We start from the raw sequence: 3,646 nt of genomic DNA on the forward strand, positions 1-3,646 counted from the left end.
GCCTCGTTGATGCCGCACACGATCGCGATCCCGTGCTCGACGGCGAGCGCCGCGAGTTCGGCGACGACAGGACCGTCGAGGCGCTCGGCCGAGGCGAGGAAGCGCTCGTCCATCACGGGGACGGTGAAAATCGAGTACTCGGGGAACACCACGAGCTCGCTCCCCCTGGCGCGCGCCTCGGACACCAGGCGACGGATCGTCGACAGGTTGGCTGTCTTGTCCTCACCGGGCGCGATCTGGGCGACTGAGCAGACGACCATGGGACCTCCTATATTGCAGCAATGTTTTGAGCGGTGGGCGGCGGGGCCATGCGGTCCATCCGACCGAGAACGACGGTGTAGCAGACGATTCCGGCGAGAAGCACCACGCCGGTGACGATGAAGGCGCCGGCGAACGAGCCGGTCCTGTCGACGACCATCCCCGTCACGATCGGCGCGGCGATGCCGATCAGGTTGGCGATGAAGTTGACGATACCGCCAAGGGTGCCGGTATACCCCTCGGGCGCGATCAGGGATACGATGCTCGACCCCGCGGGCACCGAAACGGCAAGTCCCGCAGCGCCGATCGAGATGAATACGATCGCGGGCGCGATGGTGTCGACGTACGCCGCGCCGGTGACGGCCAGCGCGGCGAGCATGCTGACCACCAGCACGATGCGCCGAACCTTGGTCACCTGACCCGTGCGCGCCACCCACCAGTCCATCAGCAGGCCGGCGATGAGGAACTGCGCGATCACCGCGACCAGCCACGGGATCATCGAGTACAGCCCACCCTGAAGCAGGTTCACCCCGAACTCCTGCTTGAGGTAGCCGGGCAGCCAGGTCAGCAGAACGTAGTAGGCGTAGGTGTAGGACGCGTATCCGAGCGCCAGACCCCAGGTCTTGCGACGGCGCAGCAGGTGGCCGACGCCGCGCAGCGAGCCCCCGCCACGGTTCTCCTCGTCCTCCGCGTCGCCGGCTTTGAGGTAGGCGTGTTCCTCGGCGGACATCTTGCCCTCGGCAACCGCCTGTGACGGGCTGCGGTACAGCAGCCACCACGCGACGAGGTAGAGCAGGCTGAGCGCCCCGGTGAACAGGAACGCGGCGTGCCAGCTGAACGTCGACACCAGGAACGCCATGATGGGGATGCCGATGACGTTGGAGATCTTGGCGCAGCCGTCGAAAATGGCTGTCGCCGTGCCACGTTCCTGCTTCGGGAACCACTGGCCGATCGCCTTCCAGCCGGCTGGCACCGTCGGCGCCTCACCGACGCCGAGCAGCAGCCGGGCGGCGATCAGGATGCCGAGGCCGCCTGCGGCCGCGGAGGCGAACGACGCGATTGCCCAGAGGAAGACACCGACGCGGTTGACCCACGGCACGCCGATCTTGTCGATGATCGTCCCGATGGGCATCTGCAACAGGGCATAGGTCCACAGGAACGCGGATGCCACCACCCCCATCTGGGCGGCGCTGATGTGGAAGTCGTCCATGATGTCCGGCGTGGCCACCGAGAGGTTCACGCGGTCGATGTAGTTGACGAACATTCCGGCGCCGAGGAGGCCGCCGATTTGCCAGCGGAAGCGGCCCTTGGGGCGGGCCAGCGTGTCGGGCGCGGCGGTGACGCCGTGTGCCTCAACGTTGTTCATGAGCGGCCACCCGTCAGCACGGCGTGATGATCGAGGTCACTGATCTCGGTGAAGGCGGCGGTGAAGCCGGCCATCAGGGCCCCGTGCTCCATGGTCAGCGCGATCTGGTCGGCGCCATGTTCGACGGCGAACCGCTTCTCCTCCGGAGCCCACGCCGGGAGCACCCAGGGCTTGCCCGCGGTGCGGGCGGCCTCGGCGATGCGGGCCAGATCGGCGAAGTCGCCATCGGTCCTGGAGTACGCGCCACGGTCCCGGCGCAGCGACAGATCCGACGGCCCGACGAACACGCCGTCGACGGTGTCGAGGGCGAGAATGCCCTCGATCTGCTCGATCGCGCCTGCGTCTTCGATCATCGGGTAGCAACGCGTCTTCGCGTCCTGCTCGCGTACCCATTCGTCGGTGAATCCCCCGTATGCGGACGTGCGGCCGCCCGCGAAGCTGCGGTCCCCGCGCGGCGGGAACTTGGCGAAGGCGGTCACGACCGCGGCGTGTGCGGCGTTCTCCACGTGCGGAATGGCGATCACGTCGGCGCCGAAGTCGAGCGCCTGCTGGATCGGGCCGCGTTCGGGCCCAAGGACTTTGGCGATGACTTCCAGGCCGATGGCCTTGGCGAACGGGATGAAGCGCTCGAGGTCGGCGAGGTCGAAGGTGCCGTGCTCGATGTCGAGTACGGCGGCGCCGTAGCCAACCTGGCGGGCGATCTCGGCGGCGGCGACGTTGGGCCCGGACAGCCACACCGCATAGCGACGATTCGGTTCCACGGTTTCTCCTCGAACTTGAGCTGGCGATGGAGGATGACTACCCACTGTGGCGGGCACCACACTCCGTGTACATTTCTTGTATACACAGGATGTACCTGTTGTGTCCAGTACGGTGACATGAGCGAAAGGAGGGTTCATGACCGTTGACGTCAGGGAGTCGGGCGCCACGCAGTCGGCCCGAGACCGGGTCTACGAGTGGGTGCGCGACGAGATCATCAAGGGCACGCTGCCCGCGGGTGGCTTCCTCGACGAGGTCAGGATCTCCGAACTGGTCGGCACCTCGAGGACCCCGGTCCGAGAGGCATTTCATCGACTCAACTCCGAGAGGTTCATCGACCTCCTGCCCCGCCGGGGTGCCCAGGTTCGCACCGTCACGTCGCGCGAACTCGAGGAGGTCTATGCCTCGCGGCGGCTGATCGAAGGTCACGCCGCCCGTGCCCTGTGCGTGGCGGACGCCGGGGCGCCCCGCCAGCTGGACGAGTTGGCCGATCAGATGGAAGACGCAGGGCGGGAGCAGGACTGGTTCACCGTTGCGCGGCTCGACCGTGCGTTCCACCGATCGATCGTCGAAGCACACGGTAACTCGATTCTCACCGAACTCTATGACGGGTTACGGTCCAGGCAGCAGCGGGTCGCCGTGCGCGCCCTGCAGATCCGTCCGCAACGTGTTCCGGAGATCGACCGTCAGCACCGCGCCATCATCGGCGCGCTGGTGGCCAACGACATCGATGGCGTGGCAGTTCTCCTCGACGAACACCTACGGCCGATCCCGGAGATCACCTCGGCGCTGGGTTGAGCCGGGGCAGTCGGATCAGCCGCCACCCGGTCGAGACCCATGTTCGGACTGTCCACCTATGCGCGACAATTCGGGCGACGGAGGCGACGGCGCGCGGGTCATGACGCTCGGTTGGGCCGCGTCAACCAAGGCGGCGGTTCCACGTCGTCATCGTCGTACCTGAACGCCGCCTCCTTGAGGAGATTTCTCTTGTGATAGAGGCTCAAATCGTCGATCGCCGCTAGTGACTCATCGGTGAGTTCGCTGCGAACCCCGCTCTGCGCGTGGGCAAATGGAACGAAGGCCCGCAACACAGCGGGTGCGTCCAGAGCGATCTCGAGCGGGATGTGTTCATCTGCGCAAGTACCGTCGAGCAGCCATTCGATACGCGCCGCGCTCCACCGCAGCGGGTCGCAGCTCCCCGAGTCGAACATCGTCATCAACAGGCTTTGGTAGGCGGCGTCCCGAAACGGTGCGCCTGCCGGG

At 66.6% G+C, this 3,646-nt stretch carries 4 protein-coding genes and 1 pseudogene; 1 reads left to right on the forward strand and 4 read right to left on the reverse strand.

The genetic code is table 11. The features are described from left to right. The 3 genes from ACRDUX_RS22245 to ACRDUX_RS22255 all read right to left on the reverse strand — a co-directional run. On the reverse strand, window positions 1-260 hold a 260-nt coding region (locus ACRDUX_RS22245; protein ID WP_526416566.1), incomplete at its 3' end, for a nitrilase-related carbon-nitrogen hydrolase. An 8-nt stretch (window positions 261-268) separates the two neighbouring features. Beyond that, complete coding sequence (locus ACRDUX_RS22250; protein WP_526416568.1) at window positions 269-1,624, reverse strand: MFS transporter; 1,356 nt, start codon at window positions 1,622-1,624, stop codon at window positions 269-271. Next, window positions 1,621-2,385, reverse strand: coding sequence for an HpcH/HpaI aldolase family protein (locus tag ACRDUX_RS22255; RefSeq protein WP_526416570.1), 765 nt, complete (start codon window positions 2,383-2,385; stop codon window positions 1,621-1,623). Before ACRDUX_RS22255 ends, ACRDUX_RS22250 begins: the two co-directional genes overlap by 4 nt. Before the next feature lie 136 nt (window positions 2,386-2,521). On the opposite strand from ACRDUX_RS22255, the gene ACRDUX_RS22260 reads away from it, so the two are divergent. Continuing rightward, on the forward strand, window positions 2,522-3,181 hold the full coding sequence (locus tag ACRDUX_RS22260; RefSeq protein ID WP_526416572.1) for a GntR family transcriptional regulator: 660 nt from the start codon (window positions 2,522-2,524) through the stop codon (window positions 3,179-3,181). Window positions 3,182-3,279: 98 nt separating this feature from the next. On the opposite strand, the pseudogene ACRDUX_RS22265 reads toward ACRDUX_RS22260, so the two are convergent. Beyond that, window positions 3,280-3,646: pseudogene (locus ACRDUX_RS22265) on the reverse strand (hypothetical protein); the annotation flags it as partial.

Origin of the sequence: Mycobacterium sp., assembly GCF_050701675.1 — a bacterium.
GTDB lineage: Bacteria > Actinomycetota > Actinomycetes > Mycobacteriales > Mycobacteriaceae > Mycobacterium.

Bases quoted from the DNA above. Each gene is read 5' to 3' on its own strand.
- ACRDUX_RS22250 (WP_526416568.1), bottom strand. From the start codon at position 1,624: ATGAACAACGTTGAGGCACACGGCGTCACCGCCGCGCCCGACACGCTG.
- ACRDUX_RS22260 (WP_526416572.1), top strand. From the start codon at position 2,522: ATGACCGTTGACGTCAGGGAGTCGGGCGCCACGCAGTCGGCCCGAGAC.